This is a genomic window from Duganella sp. AC917, assembly GCF_979258245.1.
The window spans coordinates 707599-733936 of record NZ_OZ409848.1; the positions used below are offsets into that span (position 1 = coordinate 707599).

Sequence of the window (26338 nt, forward strand, 5' to 3'; positions counted from 1 at the left end):
GCACCGGGACGGCGCGCGCAGGTGTTCGTCACGGGCTTCCTGACGTTTGCGGAAAGCTGTCGATGATGGCATCGGCGGCGGCGCGCACGCGCGCGCTGCGACTCAAATCGCTGTGCATCACCAGCCACACGTCGTACTGGTCGACCCGGTCCGGCCAGATGCGCGTGAGCTGGGGATCGCCGTCGGCCATGTGGCAGGGCAGTTCCGTCACGCCCATGCCTTTGCGCGCCGCCTCCAGCAGCATCAAGCCGCTATTGACTTCGATCGCCACGCGGGCGTTGGCGACGGGCTCCAGGCAAACTTTGTCGCGGTGGCGCGGCGCCACCGCGCTTTGATAGATCACGATGTCGTGTCCCGCCAGGCCATTGCCCTGTGTCGGCACGCCGCGCTCCTTCAGGTAACCCGGTGTGGCGTACAACCCCATGCTGCGTTTGGTGAGGTGGCGCGAGATCAGGTCGGGACTCGTTGGCTTGAGCGTGCGCACGGCCAGATCAGCTTCGCGGCGCGTCAGGCTGGTGATTTCGGTGCCGGTGCTCAGGACGATGCGGATTTCCGGATGCGTCACATGCAGCCGGCGCATCGCGTCAATGACGAAATGGCTCGCCATGGTGTCCGATGTGGTGACGCGCACGACGCCGGAGAGGCGGTTGTCGATGCCCTGCATTTCGCGCTGAAACCGCAGCGCCGCCTGTTCCATCGATTCGGCGGCGGTGACGGCCAGCTCGCCGGCCGGCGTGGCCATGTAGCCGGACGGGGTGCGCAGGAACAGGCGCGCCCCCAGCGAGTCCTCCAGCGCGTTGAGGCGCCGGCCGACGGTGGCCTGGTCGATATTGAGCTCACCGGCGGCGGCGCGCAGCGTGCCTTTGCGGTAGATGGCGAGGAAGATCCTGGCGTTGTCCCAGTCCATGTCGATTCCTTGCGTCGTTCTGAATGCATTTTTGCATCGGAGTGCCGATGTTATGCGTATTTACCGCATCACGCAAGCCGCCTAAGATGAAGCGAATCTCATTGAAGGACGCTCCATGACACTCCAAACCACAAGTGAAGACGTTGCGGCGCCAGTCCGCCAGGTTCCCCCGCTGCTGATGCTGATGACGCTGGCCATCGGCTTTGTGATGGCGATGATCGATGTCACCGCCGTCAATACCGCGTTAACCGATATCTCGGTCAGCCTGTCGGTGCCGCTTACCGGGCTGGTTTGGGTGGTGGACGGCTACACGTTGACTTTCGCCGCGCTGCTGCTGGCCGGCGGCGCGCTGGCCGACCGTTTCGGCCAGAAGAACGTCTATCAGGGCGGCTTGAGCGTGTTCATATTGGGTTCGGTGGCGTGCGCGCTGGCGCCGAGCGGCAATGCGCTGATCGCCGCGCGACTGTTGCAGGGCGCCGGCGCCGCGCTGTTCATGCCTAGCTCCCTCAGCCTGCTGACCCACGCCTACGAAGACCAGGGCACGCGGGCGCGCATGCTGGGCACCTGGTCGGCCATCGTTGGCTGCTCGGCGACCGCCGGTCCGTTGGTGGGCGGTCTGCTGGTGCACGAATTTGGATGGCGCAGCGTGTTCTGGGTGAACGTGCCGATCGGCCTGGCCGGCATCGTGCTGACGCAGATGCTGGCGCCGGCCACGCCGCCGCATCGGCGCACGTTGTCGATGCTGAGCCATGTGCTTGGCGCGGCGGCGCTGGCGGCCTTGAGTTTTGTGCTGATCGAGGGACCGGTGCTGGGTTGGGCGTCGGCGGCGGTGTTGGCCGCCGCTTTCGCCGCGGTGGGCTGCGGCGCGCTGCTGGTCGGACGCGAGCGCACCGGGGCGCATCCGCTGCTGCCGCGCGCCTTGTTCGATACGCCGGCCTTCGCGGCGGCCAATGGTGTCGGCTTCCTGATCAACTTCGCGGTGTTTGGGCAGTTGTTCCTGCTTAGCCTCTATATTCAGCAGGGTGGGGCGGATGCGCTGGACACGGGATTGAAGCTGATACCGATGATGGGCGCGTTCGCCGTCGGGAATCTGACGTCGGGCGCCATCGTGGCGCGGGTGGGTACGCGACCGCCGATGTTGTATGGGCTGGCGGTTGGCTTGGGTGCGGCGCTGGTGATGCTTGCCGGTTTGTCGCCACAGACGCCTTACTGGTTGCTGGTGCTAGGGATTATCGTGATGAACGTCGCCATCGGCATCGCGATTCCGGGGATGACGGCGACGGTGATGCTGGTCGCGGGCAAGGCGCACGCGAATAGCGCGGCTGCGGCGCTGAACGCCAATCGTCAGATCGGCGCGCTGGTTGGTGTGGCGATGATGGGGACCGTGTTGCACGTGACGGAGGACTGGGCCTGGCGGTTGCCGGCGGCTTTCTGCCTGGTGTCGTGCGCGTATGCGGCGGCGCTGGCGCTGGTGTATTTATATGTGAAGCCGCAGATTCGTTAAGCTTAGGGTGCGCATGGATGCGCTACCGGCGGCTCACGGAATGGCGGATTACGGCGTTCCGCCTAATCCGCTCTACGTCTGGCCGTCGTGAATCAGATGTTGTTGGCCTTGCGCCACTCGATCATTTCGGCGATCGTTAATATCGGCATGGCGTGCAGCGCTGCGAAGCGTTCGATCTCGGCGCCGCGCATCATCGTGCCGTCGGGGTTCATCAACTCGCACAGCACGGCCGCCGGCCGCAGTCCCGCCATCGCGGCCAGGTCCACCGAGCCTTCGGTATGGCCCTTGCGCGCAAGTACGCCGCCCGGTGTCGCCCGCAACGGGAATACATGGCCGGGATGCACGAGATCACCCGGCTGGGCGTCGGCGGCGATGGCGGCGCGGATCGTCGTCACGCGGTCCGCCGCCGAGACGCCGGTGGTCACGCCTTCGCGCGCTTCGATCGAGACCGTGAACGGCGTGCCGTAACGGCTGCCGTTGTCGGCGGCCATCGGCGGCAGCTCCAGCGCACGCACCTTGTCGGCGCTCAGGCACAGGCAAACGATGCCGCTGCATTCGCGGATCATCAACGCCATCGACTGAACGGTGACTTTTTCGGCGGCGACGATCAGGTCCGCTTCGTTTTCGCGATCGAAATCGTCGAGCAGGATCACCGGCACGCCGGTGCGCATGGCCTCCAGCGCGGCGGCGATCCGGCCTTCCAGATCGTCCGAAACCAGGGAGGAGGGGGAGTGGTGGGAGTGGTGCAATACAGCGGATACTTGGTCAAACATGGTGGAACGCTCCTCGCAATAGCGAAAAACGCGACAGGGCAAGCGAATACCGCGCGGCCCGCCGCACCGATCGCTCGGGCGGCAGGCCGCGTCACCGCACATCTTCTTTCATCCGGACTATACCGTCGGCCTTGGAATCACACCAAATCTGCTGACCCCTTCCGGCAGGCCGGAAGGGCGCTCGCGGGCTTGACCATCGCTGGCCTTACCGCCGGTGGGGAATCGCACCCCGCCCCGAAGACGTAAGTTAGCGCCTGCCGGCTGGCAGGCGAACAAGGATTCTAGCCCAAATCAGGATTTTCGGTGTAAGGTAGCTTTTTCTGATTATTGACTGTCTGCCGAATGAAATTGATTAAATTGCAGGTGCTGTCCGGGGCGTTGCTGCTGTCGTTTTCCTTCCTGGCGCAGGGCCAGGGCCAAGTCGGGGGGCAGGTCAAGGAGCCCCCGCTCAAACTAAGTGATGTGCTGCCGATCGGGCCCCAGGTCAAGGTTGGCAAGCTGGCAAACGGTCTGACTTATTACGTGCAGAAGAACTCACGTCCCGAGAAGAAGCTGGAACTGCGGCTGGTCGTCAAAGCCGGTTCGATCCTCGAGGACGACGACCAGCAAGGGCTGGCCCACTTCACCGAGCATATGGCCTTCAATGGCTCCACCAATTTCAAGCGCAACGAGCTGGTATCGTATCTGCAGTCGATCGGTGTGAAGTTCGGCGCGGACTTGAACGCCTACACCAGCTTCGACGAAACCGTCTACATCCTGCCGATACCGACCGACAAAAAGGAGGTCGTCGAGCAGGGCTTCCAGGTACTGGAGGATTGGGCGCACGGCTTGTCATTCAATAACGCAGACATCGACAGCGAGCGTGGCATCGTGCTTGAAGAGCTACGCATGGGCAAGGGTGTGGACGATCGCATGAACAAGGTGCTGCTGCCGAAGGTGCTCAATGGCTCGCGCTACGCGCAGCGCATGCCGATTGGTAAAGAAGACATCATCAAGAACTTCAAGTATGACGCCATCAAGCGCTTTTATCGCGACTGGTATCGTCCGGACCTGATGGCGGTGGTGGTGGTCGGCGACATTGAGCCGGAAGCGGCGCAGAAGCTGATCGAACAGCATTTCAGCAAGTTGAAGAACCCGGCCAATCCGCGTCCGCGCGAATACGCCAAGATACCGGAACGCCAGGAGTCGGAAGGCATCGTCTTCACCGACAAGGAAGTCAGTAGCAACTCGGTCTATATCCGCTATCCGATCCAGCCCTGGCCGGCCGGCGCGACGCTGGCCGACTACCGCCAGAAGCTGATCGAAAGCCTGTACAGCTTTATTCTCAGCCAGCGCATGTACGAATTGACGCAGCAGGCCAATCCGCCGTTCCTGCAAGGCGGCAGCGGCATGAACAAGATCGTGCGCGGCTACCGCTCGTTCGGCGCCGGCGCGGTGCTGGGCAAGGGCGGTGTCACGCCAGCCATCAACGCGCTGGTGGAGGAGGACGAGCGCGCGCGCCAGTACGGCTTTACCGCCTCCGAAGTGGAGCGGGCCAAGAAAGGCATCCTGCGTACCTACGAAAATCTGTACAACGAGCGCGATAAATCCGATTCGGCAGGTTACGCGGCCGAATATATCCGCCATTTCCTCGAGGATGAAACGATACCGGGCATCGCCGCCGAATACCGCTATGCGCGCGAGCTCATTCCGGAGATCTCGCTGTCCGAAGTGAATGCGGCCGTCAAAGTCGCGATCCCGGACAACCAGAGCAAACTGGTGGTCTACACGGGCGTGGACAAGGCCGGCGTGCCGGCGCCCAAGGCTGCCGATCTGGTGGCCATCGCCAACGCCGCCGAAAAAATCAGCGTCAAGGCGCAGGAGGAGAAAGTCTACGCCAGCCAGCTGATGCCTGTGCTGCCGAAGCCGGGCACCATCGTCAAGCAGACCGTCAACGCGAAAATCGGCACCACGGAGCTCATCTTGAGCAACGGCGTCAAGGTGGTGCTCAAGCCGACCGACTTCAATAACGATCAGGTGATGATGGCCGGCCTGCGCTACGGCGGGTGGTCGCTGTTCGACAATAAGGATATTTTCGCGGCCCACTATGCCAGCAGCATCGTCGGCCAGATGGGCATATTGAACTACACGCCGAACGACGTGGTGAAAGTCCTGGCCGGGAAAAGCGTAAGCTCGCAGGCCAGCGTTAGTTCGCTCAACGAATCGGTGGGCGGCGGTTCCGGCAGCGACGATGTCGAGTCGATGCTGCAGCTGGCCTATCTGCAAATGACGCAGCCGCGCAAGGACGAGGCCATTTACAGCGCCTACGTCGACCGCCAGCGCGAACTGGCGCAGAACAATATGGCGCGGCCCGAGTCGGTGTTCTACGACACGATCACCGCGACGATCTACAACAACAACCCGCGCGTGCTGCGCGCCGCCAAGCCGGCGGACTTCGACCAGCTGACGCTGGACCGCGTGATGGAGATCTACAAAAGCCGTTTGTCCAGCGCGCGTGATTTCACTTTCTTCATTGTTGGCAGCTTCGATGTCGAGAAAATTAAACCGCTGATCGCCACCTATCTGGCCAGCCTGCCGACCGCCGAGATTCCGGTGGCCTTCAGGGATGAAGGCGTGCGTCCGGTACGGGGCGTGGTCAAGAAAGAAGTGCGCGCCGGCGCCGATCCTAAGAGTACGATTTCGCTGTCGTTCACCGGCGAGGCCCAATACTCGCGCGAGGAACGCATGCGGCTGCAGGCGCTGATCGAAGTGCTGAACATTAAACTGATCGAGGTGCTGCGCGAGAAGATGGGCGTGATCTACAGCGGCGGCATGAACGGCTCGCTGAACCGCATCCCGTACGGGAACTACTCTATCAGCGCCAATCTGCCGTGCGCGCCGGAGAATGTCGACAAGGTGATCGCCGCGACCTTTGCCGAGATCGAGAAGATCAAGCAGGACGGCGCCGACGAGGCGGACCTGAACAAGGTCAAGTCGGCCTGGTTCAAGGGCTACCAAAAGGGCATGCGCGAGAACGGCTACTGGATGGCGTCCCTGCAAAATGCCTTCTTCAACAACAGCAATCCGGAGGATATCCTGAAGTACGAAGAGCGCGTGCAGGCGCTCAAGCCGTCGGACCTGAAGGAGGCGGCCAAGCGCTACTTCGACATGAATAATTATGTGCAGGTGGTGCTGTACCCGGAGAAGTAAGCCTGCCGCCTGTTACACTGGCGGCTCGTACCCACCCGATGTAGAGGTAAATCATGGCAAAGAAAAAAGAGGAACTGGATCCGGAAACCCTGGAGTTGATCAACTGGTGTATCGAAGTTGAAGGTTTCCTGGTCAAAGGTGGCGCGACGGTGGCCGAGGCGCAGGATCACATCGAAGAACAGGTCGAATGGTTCACCGATCAGTTCTACGACGGCTTGACGCCCGAGGAAGCGGCCAAGGAGGCCCTGGCTTAATTTTGTATCAAGGACCGACGGCGTCGTGGCAAACGACGCCCAGTTTATTCCCCTCCGGGTCGCGGAAGTAGGCGCCATAGTAGTTGTCGTGGTATTGCGGACGCAGCCCCGGAGGCCCCTCGCATTGGCCTCCATGCGCCAACGCCGCCGCGTGGGCGCGGTCGACCGCGTCGCGCGATGGCGCCATCAGGGCGATCATCTGGCCATTGCCGCATCCCGCCGGCTGGCCGTCATGCGGTGTGCCGATAATGAACAGCGGCCTTCCGCCTTCGGCCGGCATCCACGCCGCCCATGGTTTGACCGGATCGCTGAAGCGCAGCCGCATGCCGAGCGTGTCCATCACCGCGCGATAAAAGCCGAAAGCTTGTTCGAAATCGTTGGTGCCGGTGTAGACATGCGATAGCATTCGTTCCCCATGATCGAGTATCAATCCGATAATTATATACTTGGGGAAACGAGCTTTGACCGGCGCACGTTTATGCTTTAATAGCATAATGACAAAACAACCTGGCGTGGGGTGTGCAATGATGAGAGAACCTCTTTTTCGGGCGGCCGCCTTGAAGGTCACACTCGCGGCATCGCTGGCCCTGGCCCTGGCCGGCGGGACGACGACGGCCAGCGCCGCGCCGGTGCGGCGCGATCATCCGTATGTCGGCATCTGGAAAATCACGCTGCCCGACGGCTCCTGCAGCGAGACCTACCGCGTGCGCGGCGACGGCAGCACGCTGGTGTTCAGCAACGAGGAGGTGGCCGAATCGACCTACGTCATCGCCGACCAGCCGGACAAGCAGGGCTTCTACAAATCGGTCGACACCATCGTCAAGGACAACGGCAAGCCCGATTGCACTGGCCAGATCACCAAGCCGGGGCGCTCTGTCACCAACTACCTGCTGTTTCATCCCGGCGGCGACATGTTCCTGATGTGCGTGGAGCGCAGCATGGAGCGCTGCATCGGCCCCTTCGTGCGGGTAGAGGGCAGCGCCATCTAAAGGCCTACAGGCTGCCCCTTAACTCCAGCGAGACGGTGCGCGGCGGCGTGACGATGGCGTACGGCAGGCCGAATGGCTTGGTCTGGCCGTCCAGCGTGTGCACATACTGTTTGTCGAACAGGTTATTCACCAGCAGGGCGATACCGAATTTGCCGTTGGCGTTGTCCCAGCCCAGGCGGAAGTCGGCCTTGGTGCGCGCCTCGCCGGTGCGGAATGCCGGCGCGTGCAAGCATTGCAGCGCGCGCGTGTCGTCGTTGCAGCGCGCCTTGCTTTGGTAGGTGCCTTGCAGGGTGGTGCTGATCCGGCCACCCAGCGCCTCCCAGCTGGCATTGACGCCGCCCATACCGTTGAAGGTGGGCGTGCCGACCGTTTGGCCGGACAGGTCGAGCGCGGCGCCGCTGTCGTCGGTGGTGCGGTAGCGCTTATAGGTCTGGTCGATCAGCTCCAGCCCCGCGAACAGCGTCAGGTTCGGCGATACCCGGATGCGGCCATCGAGATCGAGTCCCTTGGCCTGCTGGTCGCTGTTGACCACATTGTAGGTAGGTATGGGGCCGGTGCCGCCTAGCTTGATGTCCTGCAGGTTTTTGAAGCGGTAGGCGAACACGGAGCCGTTGAGGGTGGCCTTGATGGCGGGGACGTACAGCTTGAAGCCCAGCTCCAGATTGGTCATTTTCTCGGGGTCGTAGCTTGGGTCGCGCTCTTTGGCGTTGGGCGATGCCGCATTCGGCGGCGTGAAGACATTGAACCCGCCGGCCTGATAACCTTTGGAAAGGGATGCGAACAGCAGCAGGTCGGGCGTCAGCTTATGGTCCAGCACCAGGCGCGGGCTCCAGTCGGTCCAGCTTTTGGTCGAGTGGACCGGCGTGGCCGCCAGCTGTCCGGCCGCATAGAAGATCTGGTTCGACGGCAGCGCGGAAGCGTCCAATCCCGCCAGCGGACCGTAGGTGTTGAGCAGCTCGTCCAGTGCAGGCGACTCGCGCCCCGGCACGTGCCATTCCATGTTCTTGCGGTCGCGGCTCCAGCGCAGGCCCAGGGTCAGGTTGGTGGACGGTGTGGCGTGCCAGATCACGTCCTGGTAGACCGAGAACGCGCGTGTGCGCAGGTAGTTGTGGGTGGTCTCGCCCCATGGGAAGTTCGATGACGCGTCGACGCCGGGAATGCCGGCCTGTCCCAGAGCGCCGAACAAGCCCGCCAGGTCGGCGTTGCCGCCACCGAGCAGGCTGACGTTGTCCAGGGTCGCGGTGTTGAGCAGGGCGGTCGAGGATTGCCGTTCGCGGTTGTCGTAGAAGCTGGCGCCGGCGATCCAGTCCAGGTGTTCGGTTTTACCGGACAGCTTGAATTCCTGCTGCCAGTTGTAGGATTTTTTCTGATCCGTGTTCGCCAGCGAAAAGCCGCTGCGGGCGGTGCCGTCGTTGTCGGTCAGGTTGTAGGTGGAGAAGGTGCGGTAGGCGGTGATGGAGCGCAGTGTGAGGCCGCCCAGCGGCAGCTCGGCGCGCAGTGTGGCGCCATCGAAGGTGCGGCGCTCGCTGCCGCTGGTGTCGTTCTCCAGCGGCGCCTTGCGCGGATCGACGAAGTTGGCCACATAGGCGGCGTCGTAGACCCCAGTGAAGCCGGCGAACGGCAGCGCCGGGTCCTTGACCACGCCGAAAGCCGGCCAGCCTTTCTGGCGCAGTTGCTCGTGTTCCAGGGTCAGGTTCAACGTCGCATCGCTGATTTTTTGTTTGAGCGCGAGCCGCGTGGCCCACGACTTGTCGCCGGCGGTGCGTTCGCCGGTGGTGGCATTGCGCACCCACCCGTCGCTCCCTGCGCGCACGAAGACCAGGCGCGCCGCCGTGTTGTCCGCCAGCGGCGCGTTGACCATCGCATCCACATTGACGCGGCCGTAATCGCCGACCTTGAGGTGGCCGTTCATGTCGAACGTCTGATCCGGCTCGTTGGTGACGATGGAGATCGCGCCGGCGGCGCTGTTACGGCCAAATAGCGTCCCTTGCGGCCCCTTGAGCACTTCGACGCGCTGGATATCGATGAAGTTCATCAGCGCGCCGCCGGTCTTGCCGGCATAGACCCCGTCCACATAGATCCCGACCGGCATGTCGGTGCCGATGCCGAAGTCGCCCGCCTGCACGCCGCGTATGCCGAAGATCGGCTGCGTGGGTTGGGTGGCTTCCACCTCCAGGCCGGGAAGATAACCGTTTAAATCGCCGAGGTTTTTGGCGCCGAGGTTGCGGATGTCCCTGGCCGTTACGACCTCCATCGAGATCGGCACTTCCTGCGCCGATTGCGACCGCGATTGCGCGGTGACGACCACCTTCTGTATGTCGTCCTGCGCCAGCGCGGCCAGGGGCACGGCGGCGGTGCCGGCGAATGCCACGGCGATGCTGCGCGCCAGCGTGTGCGAGACGACCTTGCGCTTGGACGGCGCCTGTTTTTCGTTTGTCTTCACGATATCTCCCGTTGTTATGTTTGGTCTGACGAACTGGTCATTTTTTTAAGCTTCTGTCATCGAATGTAGTCGTGCGCCGGGCCCGCAGAGGGGCTGGATCGGACACCGAAGGACGCCGGCGTGGCCAAACAGGCTCCGGTGTTGCGTGAGCGCCCGGAAGGCGGCGTTGGCCGGAAAAGCTCCCTGCCTGTCCCTTTGGCCCCCGTGCGGCGGCCACTTTGTTTGCACAATGGGTTCGCACAAACAACGACAGGAGACCAAGATGGGACAAGAACGGGTACAGGAGCGGACAGACCAGGTTATCGACTGCGGCAGCGCCGTCTGCGTGATCGGCGCGGGGCCCGGCGGCTTGTCGGCTGCCCGCGCCCTGAAAGGCATGAAGCTGCCGTACGAGCAGTTCGAACGTCACTCGGACGTGGGCGGCATCTGGGACATGCACAATCCCGGCAGCCCGATTTATGAATCGGCGCACTTCATCTCGTCACGCGACCTGTCGGGCTTCATCGGTTTTCCGATGCCGAAGTCCTATCCCGACTATCCGACCAACCAGCAAATATTAAGCTACGTGCGCAGTTATGCCGACGCCTTCGGCCTGCGCGAGGCGATCCGCTTCAACACCCCCGTGCGGGACGTGCGCAAGGAACCTGACGGCAAGTGGGTGGTGACCTTGGGCGACGGCGCGCGCCGGCGCTATCTGGCGGTCATCTGCGCCACCGGCTGCAACTGGGACCCGAACATGCCCGAGATCAAAGGCCGGTTCAACGGCGAGATCCGCCATTCGGTCACCTTCAAAAGCAGCGATGAATTCAAGGGCAAGCGGGTGATGATCGTCGGCGCAGGCAACTCCGGCGCGGACATCGCCTGCGACGCCGCTACCCGGGCCGACAAGGCGTTCATCAGCATGCGGCGCGGCTACCACTTCATCCCCAAGCATTTGTTCGGGCTTCCCGCCGACCAGGTGGGCGAGAGCGGGCCGCCGCTGCCGATCTGGATCGCGCGCCCTGTCATGAGCGTGCTGTTGAAAATATTCACCGGCGACCTGACGCGCTTCGGCCTGCCCAAGCCGGACCATCGCTTGTTCGAGAGCCATCCGCTGCTCAACTCCCAGCTGCTGCACAATCTCCAGCACGGGAACATCGCGGTCAAGCCGGACATCTCGCACTACGACGGCGACGACGTCGTCTTCAAGGACGGCAGCCGCGAGGCGCTCGATCTGGTGGTATACGCCACCGGCTACAAGTGGAGCTGCAAATACGCCGGCGAATACTTCGAGTGGCGCGGCGGCAGGCCACAGCTGTATCTGTCGATGTTCAGCCGCGATCACCGCAACCTGTTCGGCATCGGCTATGTCGAAACCAACTCCAGCGCCTACAAGCTGTTCGACACCGAGGCGTTCATGATCGCCGCCTACCTGCGCGACCAGGTGGACAACCCCGGCAAGGACAGTCCTTTCGACGCGCTCATCGCCAGCGACGACCCGGATCTGTCGGGCGGACTCAAATTCGTCAAGTCGCAGCGGCACGAAGTCTATCTGGAGGCGCACGCGCTCAAATCGTATCTGAAGCGGCTGCGCAGGAAAATGGGGTGGCCGGAATTGAGCGAAACCTACTACGACAACCTGCGCGACAGCGTGGCCGCCTCGCGGTCCGCGGCTGGCTTGCGCGCAGCGGCTTGAGGATGAAGATGGATAAGACACTGCAGTACTACCGGCGGCTGGCCGCTGGACTGGAATTCGAAACCCGCGCCCTGATCGGCGGACGCTTCGTCGACGCCGTCTCCGGCAATCGCCTGGACACCGTCAATCCCGCTGACGGCGCCCGTTTGGCAAGCATCGCCAGCTGCGGCGAGGCCGACGTGGACCTGGCGGTCGATTCGGCACGTCGCGCCTTCGATAACGGCCACTGGTCGCGCGCCTCGCCCAAGCATCGCAAAAAGGTGCTTCTGCGGCTGGCCGATCTGGTCGAGGTCAATCTGGAAACGCTGGCGCTGATGGAGAGCCTGGACTCGGGCAAGCCGATACGCGACGCGCTGTCGGCCGACCTGCCCGACATGATCGAGAGCCTGCGCTGGCACGCCGAGGCGGCCGACAAACTGTACGACCAGGTGGCGCCGACCGCGCCGGACGTGGTGGCGATGATCGTGCGCGAGCCGATCGGCGTAGTGGGCGCGGTCCTGCCGTGGAATTTTCCGATCTACCTGGCGGGATGGAAGATCGGCCCCTCGCTCGCCAGCGGCAACTCGCTCGTCATCAAACCGGCTGAGCAGACCACCTTGACGGCGCTGATGCTGGGCCGCCTGGCGCTGGAAGCGGGTATTCCCGACGGCGTGCTCAATATCGTGCCGGGTTACGGCGAAACCGTGGGCCAGGCGATGGGCCGGCACCGTGACATCGACTGCATCAGCTTCACCGGTTCGGGCGAGGTGGGACGGCTGTTCCTGAAATACTCGGCCGAGTCGAACCTGAAGCGGGTGGTGCTGGAATGCGGCGGCAAGAGCCCGGCGCTGGTGCTGGCGGACGCTTTCGACCTGCCGCGTGTGGCGCAACAGGTCGCGACCGGCGCGTTGTTCTGCCAGGGTGAGAATTGCAGCGCAGGTTCGCGCCTGATCGTCCACCGTTCGCGCAAGGACGAGTTGCTGGAGGAGGTCAAGCGGGCCTTCGATGAGTGGACCGTCGGCGACCCGCTCGATCCGGCCACCCGTGTCGGCGCGCTGATCGAGCCGGAACACATGCGGCGTGTGCTGGGGTATATCGCCGACGGCCGGGAGCAGGGCGCGCGGCTGGTGCACGGCGGCGCCCAGGTACGCCAGGACAGCGGCGGCAGCTTCGTCGAGCCGACCATTTTCGATGGCGTGCTGCCGTCGATGACGATCGCGCGCGAGGAGATATTCGGGCCGGTGCTGTCGGTAATGGAGTTCAACGACCTGGCCCAGGGCGTGGCCATCGCCAACGATACCAGCTACGGCCTGGCGTCGTCGGTCTACACGAGCAACCTCGATTCGGCCCACGGGGTGGCGAAGTCCATCCGCGCCGGCACGGTGTCGATCAACTGTTTTTCGGAAGGCGATACCGGCGTGCCGTTCGGCGGCTATAAGGAGTCGGGCTTCGGCGGACGCGAAAAATCGCTGCTGGCCCACGACCAGTACACCGAGACCAAGACCATCTGGATGCAGCTGGGCGCGGCCGGCCATAAAAGTCACTAAGACCACAAGAGGAATACACATGGCGAGAACAACGAACGCCGGCCGGGCGGAGCGGGTGGCCCTGGTCACGGGCGGCGCGGGCGGCATCGGCCGGGCGATCTGCCGCGGCTTCATCGAGCGCGGCATCACCTGCGTGCTGGCCGACCGCGACCAGGCGGCGCTGGATCGCGCGACGGCGGCGCTGGGGCCGGCGGCGGTGGGCGTGCGGGTCGATCTGGATGACTTGAACAAACTGCCAGATTTGCTGACCTTTATCGAGGAGCGCTTCGGCCGGCTCGACATCCTGGTCAACAACGCCGCCATGACCGGCACCGGGCATTTCGAGGAGCGATCGGTCGATCACATTCTGGCGGAATTGAATATCAACCTGCTGTCGCCGATCGTGCTGACCCGGCTGGCCTTTGGTGCCTTGCAGCGCGCCGGCGACGCCCGCGTGATCAATACCGTGTCGTTGGGCGGGATCTTCCCCTTGCCGGAAACCGGCATCTATTCGGCCACCAAGTTCGGTCTGCGCGGCGCGATGCTGTGCCTGGGGCTGGACCGCGAGCGCCACGGCGTGCACGTCGGTAGCGTGCTGCCGTCGGCGACCGAAACCCAGATGCTGATGCGCGAGGCGATCGACGGCGGCAACACGCTGCAGTTCATGGACCCGCCGCAGCAGCCGGAGGACGTCGCACGCCAGGTCATGCGGATGCTGGACAGCCCATGCCTGGAACGCTATCCGCGTGTCAGTGAATCGTGGACGGTGAGGCTGGCGATGCTGGTGCCGAACATGCTGCCCAAGCTGATACCGCTGTTCCGCAAAAAAGGGGTGCGCGGCCACGCGCGCTATCTGGAGTCGCTGCGCCGGCGCGGTTTGGTGGTGCTGCGCGCCGGAAAGTGGGAGATTCCCTGACCGTCGTTGCTCTGCCGGTCAGGGCGCCCGTTCCGGTATCAGCAGCCGTGGGGCGGGCACGCCTTGCCTTATCTGGTTCGGCAGGATGCCGGACCAGCGCTTGAAAGCGCGGCGGAAGTTACGGGCGTCGGTGAAGCCGGTCGCCATCGCGATATCGACCAGGGACATCGCGCTGCGCCTCAGCAGATCGAGCGCGCATTCGTAGCGGACCTGGTCCACCAGCCGCTGGTAGGACGTGTCCAGTTCCGCCAGGCGGCGGCGCAGCGTACGCTCGCTCATGTTAAGCGCCGCCCCGGTCTCCGCCAGCCCTGGCATCTCGTCGACCGAGGCGCGCAGCACGTTCATGATCGATTCCACCAGATCGTTGCGTGGCGTGCCGATCGACAGCAACTGGTCGATCTGCGCCTGCAGGCTTTCCTGCATAAAGCTGTCATGCGTCGGCAAGGGACAGTGGTACCAGGACATGTCGCAGATCAGCCGATTGAGGGGCGCATTGAATACCACGGGACAGCGGAAGTATTCGTTGTAGGCGCTGGCGTAGGCCGGACGGGGATAGCGCAGCTCGAGCCGGGACGGGCGCACGTGCGAGCCGACCATCGCGCGCGCCACCTCCACGCCGCTGACGAAAATCTCCTCGATGAAGAACGGTTCCAGCTCCGGATCGTGAAAACGGGTGGCCGCTTCGATCATGAAATTGCGCTCGTCGATGACGGCCAGTTCGTTGATGACCAGGGTGCCCGCCGCGCGCTGATACTTGATCAGGTAGAGCAGCGCCTCGCCCAGGGTGGGGCAGGTGAGCATGCCCAGGCCAGGCAGGCCGAAACACACCACCGTCTGCCGCGCGCCGGTGGCGATGCCCATGGCCGGATCGCCCCAGCGCTGCATGGCGCGCCGCACCAGCATGCTGGTTTGGCGGTAGGAGACGCGGAACCCGGCGTCGCGCAGATTCTCCGGCGTGAATCCCAGCCCCTTGCACAGCCTTTCGACCGAATGGCCACGGCTGGCCAACAGCTGCAACACCTGGCGAATGACATGGGGTGGAACGTCGGCCTCGGCGTCGGGGAGGTGCGGTGTTGCCGGCATGGGCCACTCCTTCAAATTGATGAACGAGGCTAGCACAGGATTTACGCGCCGGCGCGTCGATGCGTGTTAAATGGCCGTGCGGGTGTCGTTTTTGGCCGCTTTGGCCCCGTCCTCCCTGGTATCCGTCGTATGCTTTGATCACGGCAAATCGTGCCGCCATCACCATGGACCAGCGATGACCACCACCCCCGCAGCGCCCCTGCCCGATATCGACGTCGCCGCCGTGAAAACCACGGCCGCTTCGACCCTGATACTGTCATCCGCGTGGGCGCTCGGCATAGGCGGCACCACCATGATGCCGCTGCTGGTGACCAACACGATGGCACGGCTGCATTTCGACGAGGGCCAGGCCACGTTGATGACCGGCGTCGAGATGGTCGGCATGCTGGCCGGCTGCATCCTGCTGCCGCCGATGTCGCGCCGCTGGCCGGCCCGATGCACCGCCGTGGCCCTGGTGCTGCTGGCGCTATGCCAGATCCTGACCGCTTTGACGCTGTCCACACCGCTGTTCGGCGCGTTGCGGCTGGTGGTCGGCGTCTGCGAAGCGCAGATGATCGTCATGGTCGGCATTTGCCTGGCCTGCCACCGCGACGCCGAGCGGTTGTGGGGCGTGGTGCTGCTGGCGTCTGGACTTGCGGTGGCCGGCGTGTTCACGTTGGTCTCTCTGCTGCCGGATATGGCGGCGGGCGACGGAATCTGGATCGGCCTTGCCCTGCTGGCGGCGGTGCTGGGCGTGGCGGCCGTGCGCATACCGGCGCTGGTGCCGGCGCGTCCGCCGCTGTCCGGGAAATCCGGCGCCGGCCGGCGCCGCGTCGGCGCCGGCGTATGGCTGGCGTGGGGCGTGTTCGTCGGCGTCTACAGCGTGCAGGCCGGCGTGTGGGCGGTATCGGCGCTGCAGGGCGAGCGTATCGGCCTGTCGCTGCCGACGATAGGCACCTTGCTGGCCGTGTCGTCGCTGCTCGGTTTCTTCGGCGCGGTGGTGCCGGCGATACCGGCGCTGGCGGCGCGGCGCGGTTTGACCGTCATGGGCGCATTGCTGGTGATGTTCGCGTCGGTCGCCTGCTTTTTCACCGCCGACGGCGTGGTGCTGTTCTTCGCCGGCCAACTGATGTTGAACATGGCCTTCTACGCCATCATGGCGGTCCTGAACAGCTTTATCTCGGCGCAGGATCGCGATGGCAGCCTGCTGTCGCAATCGGTGGTGGTGACGTTCGCCGCCGTGGCGGTGGGCACCGTCGGCGCGGGGGAGCTGTTCCAGGATGCCGGCGGCGTGGGCCTGATCATGTCCTCGCTGCTGGCGCTGGCCGTCAGCGTGCCGCTCGGATTGAAGGCGCTTCGGGGGGCGGTCAGGGTCAGCGCGTCACCAGCGCCTTGACCGCTTCCAGCGCGGCGCCGCCGCTGGTCGACTGCACCTGGTTGCGCCCGCCTTCCTTGGCGACGTACATCGCGCGGTCGGCGGCGACAAACAGCGATTCCGTGTTGTCCAGCTGGTGCGGGTGGATGGTGGCCACGCCAATGCTGACGGTCAGCCAGCCGGAGGTCGTCGAACGCGGATGCGGAATGCGCAGCGCCTCGATGTGGGCGCGGATCGCCTCGGCCATCATGGCGGCCGTTTCGGCGCCCGTCTCGGCGAACAGCAGCACGAATTCCTCGCCGCCGTAGCGCGCCGCCAGGTCGGTGGGGCGCAGCGCGTGCGAGGCGATGGCGGCCGCCACCCGCTGCAGGCAGGCGTCGCCGGCCGGATGGCCCAGCGTGTCGTTGTATAGTTTGAAGTGGTCGACGTCCAGCACCACCAGCGACAGCGGCTGGCCGCTGCGCATGGAGCGCTGCCACTCCTTTTCCAGGAAACTGTCGAAGTGGCGCCGGTTGGCGATCTGCGTCAGCGGATCGACCATGGCGGCGCGCTGCAGCGCGTCCTCCGACTGCTTGTGGTGCGTGATGTCGTGCAGCAGGCCGATAAACAGCGGCTGGCGCAGGTACATCGGCGTGAGCGTCAGGTCCATGCACACCGAACTGCCGTTGCGGTGGCGGATGATCACCTCGCGCGTGCCGTGGCTATGCGCCATCTCCGGCGAGGCGGCGTAGCGGGCGAAGTATTCCAGGTATTCCTGCGCCACCAGGGGATTGAGCAGCTCCGAGATCGCGCGCCCGGCCAGCTCGTTCTCCTGGTAGCCCAGGTATTTGTCGCAGGCCGGATTGGTGAACTGGATGCGGCCGTCCGCCTCGATGATCAACAGGCCCTCGGCCATGTTGTTGACGATGGTGCGCAGGCGCTCGGCCTGTTCTTCCTGGGTTTCGCTGTTGCTGCGGATTTGTAGTTGCGTGCGCACGCGCGCGCTCACTTCGGCCAGGCGCAGCGGCTTGCCGATGTAGTCTACGGCGCCGATGTCGAAGCCGGCCACCACGTCGTCGGTGTCGGTCCTGGCGCTCATGAAAATGACGGGAATGCGCTGCGTGGCGGTATGGCTTTTGAGCTGGCGGCAGGTTTCGAGTCCGTCCATTCCCGGCATCGCCACGTCGAGCAGGATCAGGTCCGGATGGACGCGGCGCGCGATCTTGAGCGCCCGCTCGCCGGAGGTGGCGACAAAGGTCTGGTAGCCCTGTTCGACCATCAGCTTGCGCAGAACGGCAAGATTCTCCGGCGCGTCATCGACGATCAGGATGGCGGCGTCGCGCCGCGTGGTCAAGCCGGAACTGGCGGGGTTCATTGCGCGTCGCCTTTAACCCGATGGATCGTTTTGGCATGCGGCCGCAATCGCGCGGGCGCGCGGCGCAAGGGGCGAGCTGGGGAAGTTTGTACACGCATGAACAAATTCTTGCCTTACCAAGTGACTATCCATTCAAATCATACCGCGTTGCCCGCCTGATATGTAAACATTCAGCGCATGTTTTTGGAAGGATGCTTCAGGGTTGAAGCGATGCCGGCCCAATAGCCAGAAGGGACCGTGCTTTTTTTTGCAGGGGAGACAAGAAGGGGCGCGTGGGCGGCGATCGCCGCCCACGGGAGGATACTGGGAAACGCCTTAGATCTTGGCGGCGATCAGTTTGCCGAGGATCTCGATGCCGGTGCGGATGCGTTCCGGCGGCACGGTTACGAACGACAGGCGCAAGGTGTTGGTTTCCGGTTCGTTGGCGTAGAACGGCGAACCCGGTACGAAGGCGACCTTCTGCGCGATCGCCTCGTCCAGCAGCTTCATGGCGTCGATGTGCTTCGGCAGTGTGACCCAGATGAACATGCCGCCTTCAGGCTTGGTCCACTCGACGCCGGCCGGGAAATACTGGGCCATCGCATCGAGCATGACCTGGCACTGGTTGCCGTACAAGGTGCGGATTTTCGGGATGTGCTGCTCGAGGAAGCCGTCCTTGATCACTTCATGCACCACCATCTGCGTCAGCTGCGAGGTGTGCAGGTCGGCGGCCTGCTTGGCCAGCTCCAGGCGGCGCACCAGCGGCAACGGGGCCACCACGTAGCCCAGGCGGATGCCCGGCGTCAGGACCTTGGAGAAGGAACCCATGTAGATCACGCCTTCAGGATTCATCGCCACCATCTTCGGCAGCGGATCGCCCTTGTAGCTCAAGGCGCCGTATGGATCATCCTCGATCAGCGGCAGGCCCAGACGGGCGCAGGTCTCGACCAGTTCCAGGCGGCGCTCGACGGACAGCGTGCGGCCGGTCGGGTTCTGGAAGTTCGGCAGCGCGTACAGCAGGCGCGCGCCGGCGGCGACCGGGTCCAGCGACGACGGCACCAGGCCATGTTCGTCGGTGTCGACCGATTTGAATTCCGGACGGTAGACCGAGAAGGCCTGCAGCGCGCCCAGGTAGGACGGCGTCTCGACCAGTACGCGGCTGCCTTCGTCGATCAGCACTTTGCCCAGCAGGTCGAGCGCCTGCTGCGAGCCGGACGTCATCAACACCTGTTCAGGGATGATTTTGGCGCCGTTGGTCGACAGCGAGTCGGCGATCCACTGGCGCAGCGGCAGGTAGCCGTCGGTCGGGCCGTATTGCAGCGCCACTTTGCCGTTGTTTTGCAGGACCTTGTCGAAGGCGACCTTCATCTCGTCGACCGGGAAGGTCAGCGGCGATGGCAGGCCGCCGGCGAAGGAGATGATCTCCGGCTGCTGCGTGATCTTCAGGATCTCGCGGATGAAGGACGATTGCAGCTGGTCGGCGCGTTCGGAGAAGCGCCACTGGATCGGGTTCGGATTTTCGATTTTCATACATGTCTCACTAGATGTGCGCCCTGGCCGTGCAAGGCCGGGCAATTCAACAAGCCCGCTTGTGGCAGGCTCTTATAAAAGGAACGGCGCCGGATAAGACGCCGCCCGCTTACGCGACTTCCGCGATCAGTTCGATTTCGACGCAGGCGCCAAGCGGGATTTGTGCGACACCAAAGGCCGAGCGGGCGTGTTTGCCGGCTTCGCCGAAGACTTCGGCCAGCAGCTCGGAAGCGCCGTTGGTGACCAGGTGCTGTTCGGTAAAATCAGGAGTGGAGTTCACAAGGCTCATCACCTTGACAATGCGGCGCACGCGGTTCAAATCGCCGCCGACGGCCGCCTCCAGGGTGCCGATCAAATCGATGGCGATGGCGCGCGCGGCCTGTTTGCCTTCTGCGGTGTCGATATTTTTGCCCAGCTGGCCCACCCACACGCTGCCGTCGGCGCGTTTGGCGATGTGCCCGGACAGGAACACCGTGTTGCCGGTTTGCGCGTACATGACGTAGGCGGCGGCCGGGGTGGCGGGTGCGGCCAGGGTGATATCGAGCGCTTTCAGTTTTTCGTAGACAGACATGTGCTTATCCAATTAGTAAGTAGGCGGTAATCCGGTGGGACTGTAGACCGATATTGTACTCTTGCGTCAGGCGATGCCTTCAATCGTGCCAAAATCAGAATACTCCACGGTTTTAGCGGCGTTTCACCTGCATTTTGCGCCCGATGCCCACCGTGGCGATGACGGCGATTGCAAATATCACGGTCGGCCACTCCAGCGACTCGCCCAGGATCACGGCCGCACCGAGCAGCGACAGGAAGGGCTGCACCAGCTGCACCTGGCCGACCCGCGCCACGCCACCGAGCGCCATGCCGCGATACCAGAAGAAGAAACCGATGAACATCGAGAACACCGAGACATAGGCAAAGCCGGTCCAGGCGGCGGCGCCGGCGGCGGCGATTTGCCCGGCCTCGCGCCAGCACAGCCAGCCGACGACGGGAATCAGCACCGGCACGGCCAGCACCAGCGCCCAGCAGATGGTTTGCTGCCCGCCCAGGGTCTGCGACAGGCGCCCGCCGGCGGCGTAGCCCATGGCGGCCAGCAGCACCGCCGCGAAAATCGCCAGGTCGGCCGCATGCAGGCCGCCGCCGCTCTGACGCAGCGCGAAGCCGGCCACCAGGGCCGAGCCGCACATGGCCATGATCCAGAAGCCCGCCGATGGTTTTTCGCCGCCCAGCAGGGCCGCGAAGACGGCGGTGGCCAGCGGCAGGATGCCGATCAGGACCGCGCCGTGGGCGGCGGGCAGCGAGCGCATGGCGATGGAGGTCAGCCACGGAAAGCCGATCACGCAGCCGACGGCCACCATCGCCAGCGGCGCCAGTGCTGCGCGGGGCGGCAGCGGCGCGCGCTTCCACAGCAGCCAGGCGCCGGCCAGGGCGGCGGCCACCAGCGCGCGGGCCAGCGCCACGAACATCGGCGACAGACCGCTGGCGTCGCCCGCCGCGCCAACGGCGAGCCGGGTGAAGGGTAGGGTGAGGCTGAAAATGGCCACGCCGATCAGGCCAAGCAGCATGCCGGCCGTCTCGTCGCCGATGCCGAGCGGACGATGCGTCGGGATGGGGGCGATGGTGGCGGGCGGTGGGCTGTGCGTCATGCGGGCTCCAGTGGATTTATCAAAGCGATACGTGTATCCTACGGTACAAAGCCCAGTACAGTGCCAGTACACTTTAAACTTAATTTCTTATACTGTGACGGTGGGATGACCAATACACGCAAGCGCACATCGCTGTTAGGGGCCGCAGCGTCGGCCGCCGCCGAGGCGGTCAACGAGGCTTTGGCCGCCGCGCACGCCCGCGCACTGGCCGCGCCGGTCGCCGTGCTGGCCGCCGCTCCGGCGCTGGCTCAGGCGCCGGTTCAGGCGACGGCCCAGGCGCCGGGTCGGGCCGCGCGCGTATCCAAGCCCAGGCCCGCCGCCGGACCGCTGGTGGGATTGCTGTCGCGCGCATCGGGCGAAACGCTGATCGACCAGATCGTGCGTTCGGTGGCGGCGCGCATCGACGATCGCCTGCTGCGCGGCGGGGCGCGCATGCCGTCGATTCGCGCGTTCGCGGCGGCCCACGGTGTCTCCGCCTTCACCGTGGTAGCCAGCTACGACAAGCTGGTGGCGACGGGCTATCTGGAGTCGCGCCGGGGCGCCGGGTTCTTTGTGCGCGAACGGGCGCCGATGGCGCTCAACGCCGCCGACGGAACCATGGCGCGCGCCGAGGCGGCGGGGGCGGCGGCCGTGCGCTCACGTCTCGACACCAAGCCGATCGACGTGGTTTGGCTGGTGCGGAATATGTTCCGCCAGATGCCGCACCACCAGATGCCCGGCTCCGGCGTGCTGCCGCCGGAATGGCTGGACGGCGCCGCGATCGCCAACGCGCTGCGCGCGGTCAGCCGCCAGAACCCCAATCTACTGGTAAGCTACGGCCTGCCACAGGGCTTCCTGCCGCTGCGCCAGCAGCTGCAGCACAAGCTCGCCGAACTGGAAATCGCCGCCGCGCCGGAGCAAATCGTCACCACCGCCGGCGTCACGCAGGCGCTGGACATGGTGGCGCGCGAGTTCACCCGCCCCGGCGACACCATCTTTGTCGACGACCCGGCGTGGTTTTTGATGTTCGGCTCCTTCGCCGCGCTGGGCGCCAATGTGATCGGCATCCCGCGCCTGGCCGACGGCCCCGATATCGTCCGGCTGAACGAGCTGGCGGCGCTGCACAAGCCCAAGCTCTATATTATTAACTCGGTGCTGCACAATCCCAGTTCGACCTCGCTGTCGGCGGCCAAGGCGTTCCAGGTGCTGCGGCTGTCGGAGGAGCACGACTTCATCATCGTCGAAGACGATATCTACTGCGACCTGCACCCCGGCAGCGCGGTGCAGCCGGCCACGCGGTTGTCGGCGCTGGACCAGCTGCAGCGGGTGATTTACCTGGGCGGGTTTTCGAAGACGATGGCGGCCAACCTGCGGGTCGGCTTCATCGCCACGTCCGCGGAACGGGCCGAGCGGCTGGCCGACCGCAAGATGCTGTCGACCCTGACCACCAGCGACATCGGCGAGCGGGTGGTGTACAAGGTGCTGTCCGAAGGCTCCTACCGCAAGCACGCGGACCGGGTGCGCACGCGGCTCGACGGCATCCGCGCCAAGGCGGTGCGGCAGATGGAGCGTGTCGGCCTGAAGGTCGATGTGGCGTCGCCGGCCGGGATGTTCGTGTGGGCCGACGCCGGCTGCGACACGAGCGTGCTGACCGAGCGCGCCATGGCCGACAACCTGCTGCTGGCGCCGGGCAGCCTGTTCTCGCCGGCGCAGATGCCCTCGACCCGCATGCGCCTCAACGTGGCGGCGATGCAGGAGCCGGGCGTTTGGCGGTTCCTGGAGCGTGAACTGGGCAAATAAGCCGGCCGGCAAGTTGGGAAAATGGCAAGCTGCTCTTGAAAACCATTTTATAATCCCCACTTTCGCCACACCCGTGCGACTTCGCGCACGTACACTAAGACTATTAGAGGCTCTAAAAATGGCAGATAACGATAAGCAAACCCTTGGTTTCCAGGCTGAAGTGAAACAGCTGTTGCAGCTGATGATTCACTCCCTGTACTCGAATAAAGAGATTTTCCTGCGCGAGTTGATCTCGAACGCATCCGACGCGGCCGACAAGCTTCGCTTCGAGGCGATCAACAACGATGTCCTATACGGCAACGACCATGAACTGAAGATCAAGGTCTCGTTCGACAAGGCCGCCCGCACGATCACCATTTCGGACAACGGCATCGGCATGAGCCGCGACGAGGCGATCTCGCATCTTGGGACCATCGCCAAGTCGGGCACCAAGGAATTCTTCGGCAAGCTGTCGGGCGACCAGCAGCAGGACGCGGCCCTGATCGGCCAGTTCGGCGTCGGCTTTTACTCCGGCTTCATCGTCGCGGACAAGATCACCGTCGAAACCCGTCGCGCGGGCGCCGACGCGTCCGAGGGCGTGCGCTGGGAATCGGCCGGCGAGGGCGACTACTCGGTCGAACAGATCGAGAAGACCGGCCGCGGCACCGACATCATCCTGCACCTGCGCGAAGGCGAGGACGAATTGCTGTCGTCGTGGAAGATCAAATCCATTATCCGCAAATACTCCGACCATATCTCGCTGCCGATCGTGATGCAGAAAGAGGAGTGGGACGACGAGAAGAAGGAAACCGTCGTCAAGGACGAATTCGAGACCGTCAACCAGGCCAGCGCGCTGTGGGCGCGCAGCAAATCGGACATCACGCCGGAGCAGTACGAGGAATTCTACAAGCACGTCTCGCACGACTTCCAGGCGCCGCTGGCGTACACGCACAACCGCGTCGAAGGCCGCAGCGAGTACACGCAGCTGCTGTACATCCCGGCCAAGGCGCCGTTCGACCTGTGGGACCGCAACAAGCGCGGCGGCATCAAGCTGTACGTCAAGCGCGTGTTCATCATGGACGACGCCGAACAGCTGATGCCGGCCTACCTGCGCATGGTCAAGGGCGTGATCGACTCGGCCGACCTGCCGCTGAACGTCTCGCGCGAGATTTTGCAGGAGTCGCGCGACGTCAAGGTGATCCGCGACGGCTCGACCAAGCGCGTGATCGGCATGCTGGAGGAACTGGCCAACGCCGAAGAGCAGGAGAAAAAGGACAAGTACGTCACCTTCTGGAACGAATTCGGGCAGGTGCTGAAAGAGGGCATCGGCGAGGACGCGACCAACAAGGACCGTCTGGCCAAGCTGCTGCGTTTCGCCTCGACCGCCAACGAGAACGACGAGCAGAGCGTCTCGCTCGAGCAGTATGTCGCGCGCCTGAAGGAAGGCCAGGACAAGATCTACTACGTCACGGCCGATAACTACGTCGCCGCGAAGAACAGCCCGCATCTGGAGATCTTCCGCAAGAAGGGTGTCGAAGTGCTGCTGTTGACCGACCGCGTCGACGAATGGATGCTGTCGTTCCTGACCGAGTTCGAAGGCAAGGAGCTGGTGTCGGTGGCCAAGGGCGGGCTGGATCTGGGCGCGCTGGAAGACGAGGCCGAGAAGAAGGAGCACGAAGAGACCGAAAGCGCGTACAAGGACTTGGTCGGCAAGATGAAGGAAGCCTTGTCGGACAAAGCCAAGGACGTGCGCGTGACGTTCCGCCTGACCGATTCGCCGGCCTGCCTGGTGGCCGACGAGCATGAGTTGTCGGGTAATCTGCTGCGCATGCTGAAGGCTGCGGGACAGAGCGCGCCCGAGTCGAAGCCTATCCTCGAGATCAATCCGAACCACCCGCTGGTGACGCGCTTGAAGTACGAGGAATCGGGCACCTTGTTCGGCGACTGGGCCAACATCCTGTTCGATCAGGCCTTGCTGGCCGAGGGCGGTTCGCTGAGCGACCCGGCCAGCTTCGTCAAGCGTCTGAACGAGATGCTGCTGAGCGGCGCGGCTAAGTAAGCGCAAGCGTCACCACAGATCCACGTAGGGCGGATTAGGCGGATTACGCTACGCTAATCCGCCCGACGTGTTTTAGAAGCTGCTTATTTCACTGAATCCTTCGAGCGTCGCCGGGCCAGCATCAGCAACACCGGCAACCCTATCCCCAGCATCGCCATGCTTTCCGGCTCCGGAACCGCCGTCGCCTGCGCCGGCTCGTAGAAGCCGCGTATCTCGCCAGCTGACGCGTAACTGGTGTGAATATTGAAGTAAGCGGTCCCGCTATTGAGCCCACTTTCGAACGCCGCTTCGGCGAACGCGGTGCTGTTGCCCCAGCTGCTCAGGAAGGCCGGGCTCCAGCTCGACGCCAGCGCGGTGTTGTAGGTGTGGGTATAGACGCCGCTCCGCACGCCCTGTGGAAAACCGCTCAGGTTGGGAAACTCCGTCATGATACCGGCGATGCCCTCGCCTGGCGTCGGCGTGCAGCAGTGGATGTGCGCGGCGTAGGTTTCGCCCACCAGGCCGCTGAAGGTGACGTTGATTTCCAGTAGATGGGCGGTGGGATCGAACCTGATCGTGCTGGCGCCGATGGCCGGTGAGGTGTTGGGCGGCTGTTCCTGCTGGCCGGTGAGGATGGCGCTGTAGTTGGCGGCACCGGCGCCCATCGCCGATAACATCAAACCTGCAGCCACCATGAGGTTGCGGATACGCTGGTTCATTCTTGTTCCCTCCTTTGTTATTGATGCGTTATTGGGTCTTCTTGCGTCAATGTTAGAGGGAGCGTCCGTACGTGAGTTCCCTCAGCGCTGGACTTTTTTGCACAGGTCCAGCAAGAGCTGTTCACCTTCCGGCCAGGGGCCGTAGCCGGCGTCGCCGTTGATATGGCCGGCGTTGCCGATCTCATTGTAGTCACTTCCCCAGGCCTTTGCGAACTGGCGCGCGCGTTGTGTGCCGACGTAGGGATCGTCGGCGCTGGCAATGACGATGCTGGGGAAGGGTAGCCGCTCGAGCAGCATCGGCTGGAAGCCGGTGGTGCAGTCGGGGTAGGAGGGGGCGTCGGTATCGCTGGGCGCGACCAGGAAGGCGCCGGCGATCCGGTGCGTCGAGCCGGAGGCGGCCCAGCGTGTCACCAGGGAGCAGCTCAGGCTGTGCGCGGCCAGCACAGGAGGACGTTGGCACCGGCCGATCGCGGCGTCCAGTTCGGCGACCCATTCGTCGCGGTCGGGGGTCTCCCAGTCGCGGTGGGCCACGCGGACCCAGGTCGGGTGGTTTTGCTCCCACCGGGTTTGCCAGTGCGCCGGGCCTGAGTTCCACAGGCCGGCCAGCGTGAGTACTTGGTAGTCCATTTGCGTCCTTGCCGGGTTGGGTGGCTTGCATCTTAACCCTTGCACGGCGCCCCGCCGCGCGGCGCACGCGATATGCGCAAGCAGGGACAAGCCCGGCC

The 26338-nt window shown here is 64.2% G+C and carries 21 protein-coding genes and 1 riboswitch; of the genes, 10 read left to right on the forward strand and 11 right to left on the reverse strand.

All coding sequences use genetic code 11. The features are described 5' to 3' along the window. Positions 1-28 precede the first annotated feature (28 nt). Positions 29-907, reverse strand: a complete 879-nt coding sequence (locus ACZ0BA_RS03130) for a LysR family transcriptional regulator (RefSeq protein WP_463449896.1) — start codon at positions 905-907, stop codon at positions 29-31. Positions 908-1022: 115 nt separating this feature from the next. Between ACZ0BA_RS03130 and ACZ0BA_RS03135 the strand changes: the two genes are divergently transcribed. Then, positions 1023-2411, forward strand: a complete 1389-nt coding sequence (locus tag ACZ0BA_RS03135) for an MFS transporter (protein WP_463449897.1) — start codon at positions 1023-1025, stop codon at positions 2409-2411. 92 nt (positions 2412-2503) lie between these two features. Here ACZ0BA_RS03135 and ribB read toward each other — a convergent pair whose 3' ends face one another. After that, positions 2504-3184 (reverse strand): 3,4-dihydroxy-2-butanone-4-phosphate synthase, encoded by a 681-nt coding sequence (gene ribB, locus ACZ0BA_RS03140; protein ID WP_463449898.1) that lies wholly within the window; start codon positions 3182-3184, stop codon positions 2504-2506. Positions 3185-3280: 96 nt separating this feature from the next. After that, positions 3281-3430: riboswitch (FMN riboswitch) on the reverse strand. A 96-nt stretch (positions 3431-3526) separates the two neighbouring features. On the opposite strand from ribB, the gene ACZ0BA_RS03145 reads away from it, so the two are divergent. Further along, on the forward strand, positions 3527-6373 hold the full coding sequence (locus tag ACZ0BA_RS03145; protein ID WP_463449899.1) for a M16 family metallopeptidase: 2847 nt from the start codon (positions 3527-3529) through the stop codon (positions 6371-6373). Between the two features lie 53 nt (positions 6374-6426). Continuing rightward, a complete protein-coding gene (locus ACZ0BA_RS03150) occupies positions 6427-6627 on the forward strand; it encodes a hypothetical protein (RefSeq protein WP_090314373.1) in 201 nt (66 codons plus the stop codon). 7 nt (positions 6628-6634) lie between these two features. Here ACZ0BA_RS03150 and ACZ0BA_RS03155 read toward each other — a convergent pair whose 3' ends face one another. Then, on the reverse strand, positions 6635-7033 hold the full coding sequence (locus ACZ0BA_RS03155; protein WP_463449900.1) for a VOC family protein: 399 nt from the start codon (positions 7031-7033) through the stop codon (positions 6635-6637). A 151-nt stretch (positions 7034-7184) separates the two neighbouring features. On the opposite strand from ACZ0BA_RS03155, the gene ACZ0BA_RS03160 reads away from it, so the two are divergent. After that, positions 7185-7616 carry a hypothetical protein gene (locus ACZ0BA_RS03160; protein ID WP_463449901.1) on the forward strand — a complete coding sequence of 144 codons (432 nt, stop codon included), beginning with the start codon at positions 7185-7187 and terminating at the stop codon, positions 7614-7616. Between the two features lie 4 nt (positions 7617-7620). Here ACZ0BA_RS03160 and ACZ0BA_RS03165 read toward each other — a convergent pair whose 3' ends face one another. Further along, the gene (locus ACZ0BA_RS03165) at positions 7621-10059 is read right to left on the reverse strand and encodes a TonB-dependent receptor (RefSeq protein ID WP_463449902.1); all 2439 of its coding nucleotides are present in this window, start codon (positions 10057-10059) and stop codon (positions 7621-7623) included. A gap of 262 nt (positions 10060-10321) precedes the next feature. Here ACZ0BA_RS03165 and ACZ0BA_RS03170 point away from each other — a divergent pair, with 262 nt between their 5' ends. Genes ACZ0BA_RS03170 through ACZ0BA_RS03180 form a run of 3 tightly spaced genes read left to right on the forward strand, consistent with a single transcriptional unit; the run spans position 10322 to position 14155 of the window. Then, on the forward strand, positions 10322-11734 hold the full coding sequence (locus ACZ0BA_RS03170; RefSeq protein WP_463449903.1) for a flavin-containing monooxygenase: 1413 nt from the start codon (positions 10322-10324) through the stop codon (positions 11732-11734). An 8-nt stretch (positions 11735-11742) separates the two neighbouring features. Next, positions 11743-13260, forward strand: a complete 1518-nt coding sequence (locus ACZ0BA_RS03175; RefSeq protein WP_463449904.1) for an aldehyde dehydrogenase — start codon at positions 11743-11745, stop codon at positions 13258-13260. 19 nt (positions 13261-13279) lie between these two features. After that, complete coding sequence (locus ACZ0BA_RS03180) at positions 13280-14155, forward strand: SDR family NAD(P)-dependent oxidoreductase (RefSeq protein ID WP_463449905.1); 876 nt, start codon at positions 13280-13282, stop codon at positions 14153-14155. 18 nt (positions 14156-14173) lie between these two features. On the opposite strand, the gene ACZ0BA_RS03185 is transcribed toward ACZ0BA_RS03180, so the two are convergent. Further along, the gene (locus tag ACZ0BA_RS03185) at positions 14174-15238 is read right to left on the reverse strand and encodes an AraC family transcriptional regulator (protein WP_463449906.1); all 1065 of its coding nucleotides are present in this window, start codon (positions 15236-15238) and stop codon (positions 14174-14176) included. Between the two features lie 175 nt (positions 15239-15413). On the opposite strand from ACZ0BA_RS03185, the gene ACZ0BA_RS03190 reads away from it, so the two are divergent. Next, positions 15414-16613, forward strand: coding sequence for a hypothetical protein (locus tag ACZ0BA_RS03190; protein ID WP_463449907.1), 1200 nt, complete (start codon positions 15414-15416; stop codon positions 16611-16613). Here ACZ0BA_RS03190 and ACZ0BA_RS03195 read toward each other — a convergent pair. The 4 genes from ACZ0BA_RS03195 to ACZ0BA_RS03210 all read right to left on the reverse strand — a co-directional run bounded on the left by ACZ0BA_RS03195 (position 16591) and on the right by ACZ0BA_RS03210 (position 21017). Continuing rightward, positions 16591-17946 (reverse strand): diguanylate cyclase domain-containing protein, encoded by a 1356-nt coding sequence (locus ACZ0BA_RS03195; protein ID WP_463449908.1) that lies wholly within the window; start codon positions 17944-17946, stop codon positions 16591-16593. The two genes, ACZ0BA_RS03190 and ACZ0BA_RS03195, sit on opposite strands and share 23 nt — an antisense overlap. A 315-nt stretch (positions 17947-18261) precedes the next feature. Then, positions 18262-19455: an aminotransferase-like domain-containing protein gene (locus ACZ0BA_RS03200; RefSeq protein WP_463449909.1), complete on the reverse strand. Its 1194-nt coding sequence runs from the start codon at positions 19453-19455 to the stop codon at positions 18262-18264. 109 nt (positions 19456-19564) lie between these two features. Beyond that, positions 19565-20026: a RidA family protein gene (locus ACZ0BA_RS03205; protein ID WP_463449910.1), complete on the reverse strand. Its 462-nt coding sequence runs from the start codon at positions 20024-20026 to the stop codon at positions 19565-19567. 112 nt (positions 20027-20138) lie between these two features. After that, positions 20139-21017 (reverse strand): DMT family transporter, encoded by an 879-nt coding sequence (locus ACZ0BA_RS03210; protein ID WP_463454699.1) that lies wholly within the window; start codon positions 21015-21017, stop codon positions 20139-20141. 186 nt (positions 21018-21203) lie between these two features. On the opposite strand from ACZ0BA_RS03210, the gene ACZ0BA_RS03215 reads away from it, so the two are divergent. Beyond that, the gene (locus ACZ0BA_RS03215) at positions 21204-22877 is read left to right on the forward strand and encodes an aminotransferase-like domain-containing protein (RefSeq protein ID WP_463449911.1); all 1674 of its coding nucleotides are present in this window, start codon (positions 21204-21206) and stop codon (positions 22875-22877) included. 118 nt (positions 22878-22995) lie between these two features. Further along, positions 22996-24915: a molecular chaperone HtpG gene (gene htpG, locus ACZ0BA_RS03220; RefSeq protein WP_463449912.1), complete on the forward strand. Its 1920-nt coding sequence runs from the start codon at positions 22996-22998 to the stop codon at positions 24913-24915. Positions 24916-24998: 83 nt separating this feature from the next. Here the strand turns inward: htpG and ACZ0BA_RS03225 are convergent, their stop codons facing one another. Together ACZ0BA_RS03225 and ACZ0BA_RS03230 are read right to left on the reverse strand one after the other, a co-directional pair. Beyond that, positions 24999-25613, reverse strand: a complete 615-nt coding sequence (locus ACZ0BA_RS03225) for a CHRD domain-containing protein (RefSeq protein WP_463449913.1) — start codon at positions 25611-25613, stop codon at positions 24999-25001. Between the two features lie 81 nt (positions 25614-25694). Beyond that, a complete protein-coding gene (locus ACZ0BA_RS03230) occupies positions 25695-26240 on the reverse strand; it encodes an RBBP9/YdeN family alpha/beta hydrolase (protein ID WP_463449914.1) in 546 nt (181 codons plus the stop codon). Positions 26241-26338: the final 98 nt, after the last annotated feature.

Coding starts and splice junctions, on each gene's coding strand:
- ACZ0BA_RS03230 (WP_463449914.1), bottom strand. CDS start 26,240: ATGGACTACCAAGTACTCACGCTGGCCGGCCTGTGGAACTCAGGCCCG.
- ACZ0BA_RS03180 (WP_463449905.1), top strand. CDS start 13,280: ATGGCGAGAACAACGAACGCCGGCCGGGCGGAGCGGGTGGCCCTGGTC.
- ACZ0BA_RS03205 (WP_463449910.1), bottom strand. CDS start 20,026: ATGTCTGTCTACGAAAAACTGAAAGCGCTCGATATCACCCTGGCCGCA.
- ACZ0BA_RS03170 (WP_463449903.1), top strand. CDS start 10,322: ATGGGACAAGAACGGGTACAGGAGCGGACAGACCAGGTTATCGACTGC.
- ACZ0BA_RS03190 (WP_463449907.1), top strand. CDS start 15,414: ATGACCACCACCCCCGCAGCGCCCCTGCCCGATATCGACGTCGCCGCC.
- ACZ0BA_RS03150 (WP_090314373.1), top strand. CDS start 6,427: ATGGCAAAGAAAAAAGAGGAACTGGATCCGGAAACCCTGGAGTTGATC.
- ACZ0BA_RS03185 (WP_463449906.1), bottom strand. CDS start 15,238: ATGCCGGCAACACCGCACCTCCCCGACGCCGAGGCCGACGTTCCACCC.
- ACZ0BA_RS03155 (WP_463449900.1), bottom strand. CDS start 7,033: ATGCTATCGCATGTCTACACCGGCACCAACGATTTCGAACAAGCTTTC.
- ACZ0BA_RS03225 (WP_463449913.1), bottom strand. CDS start 25,613: ATGAACCAGCGTATCCGCAACCTCATGGTGGCTGCAGGTTTGATGTTA.
- ACZ0BA_RS03195 (WP_463449908.1), bottom strand. CDS start 17,946: ATGAACCCCGCCAGTTCCGGCTTGACCACGCGGCGCGACGCCGCCATC.
- ACZ0BA_RS03145 (WP_463449899.1), top strand. CDS start 3,527: ATGAAATTGATTAAATTGCAGGTGCTGTCCGGGGCGTTGCTGCTGTCG.
- ACZ0BA_RS03200 (WP_463449909.1), bottom strand. CDS start 19,455: ATGAAAATCGAAAATCCGAACCCGATCCAGTGGCGCTTCTCCGAACGC.
- ACZ0BA_RS03210 (WP_463454699.1), bottom strand. CDS start 21,017: ATGCTGCTTGGCCTGATCGGCGTGGCCATTTTCAGCCTCACCCTACCC.
- ACZ0BA_RS03215 (WP_463449911.1), top strand. CDS start 21,204: ATGACCAATACACGCAAGCGCACATCGCTGTTAGGGGCCGCAGCGTCG.
- ACZ0BA_RS03130 (WP_463449896.1), bottom strand. CDS start 907: ATGGACTGGGACAACGCCAGGATCTTCCTCGCCATCTACCGCAAAGGC.
- ribB (WP_463449898.1), bottom strand. CDS start 3,184: ATGTTTGACCAAGTATCCGCTGTATTGCACCACTCCCACCACTCCCCC.
- ACZ0BA_RS03175 (WP_463449904.1), top strand. CDS start 11,743: ATGGATAAGACACTGCAGTACTACCGGCGGCTGGCCGCTGGACTGGAA.
- ACZ0BA_RS03135 (WP_463449897.1), top strand. CDS start 1,023: ATGACACTCCAAACCACAAGTGAAGACGTTGCGGCGCCAGTCCGCCAG.
- htpG (WP_463449912.1), top strand. CDS start 22,996: ATGGCAGATAACGATAAGCAAACCCTTGGTTTCCAGGCTGAAGTGAAA.